Here is a 356-nt window from a genome sequence, read left to right on the forward strand (position 1 = left end):
CTCCATCGCTATGCCGGACAACCCCAAGTTCGCCAAGTACACACACACCTATTTCCTGTTGCGCCACGCCATGTGGGTGGCCACGGCGTTTGTAGTGGCGCTGATGGCCTTCCAGGTTCCGGTGGCGGTATGGGAAAAGTATGCGCCGTGGCTTTTGGTGGCCTCCCTGGTGCTGTTGATTGCGGTGCTGATCCCCGGCATCGGCACCGTTGAGCACCTGCTGATGGCCAAGGACCTGGGCGTGAGCACCATCCGCGTCGCAACCCACTGCACCGAGGCCGACGTGTCGGAGCAGCACATCCGCAAGTCGCGCGAACTGGGCTTGGACACGGTGGGCTTTCTGATGATGGCGCACA

General features: G+C 62.1%; 1 protein-coding gene. It reads left to right on the forward strand.

Annotation, left to right across the window (positions count from 1 at the left end; all coding sequences use genetic code 11):
- The coding region (locus tag AC097P_RS25030) for an FtsW/RodA/SpoVE family cell cycle protein (RefSeq protein WP_479613112.1) at positions 1-356 on the forward strand (356 nt) is incomplete at both ends.

Source organism: Rhodoferax sp. ZS1R8, from assembly GCF_056521325.1.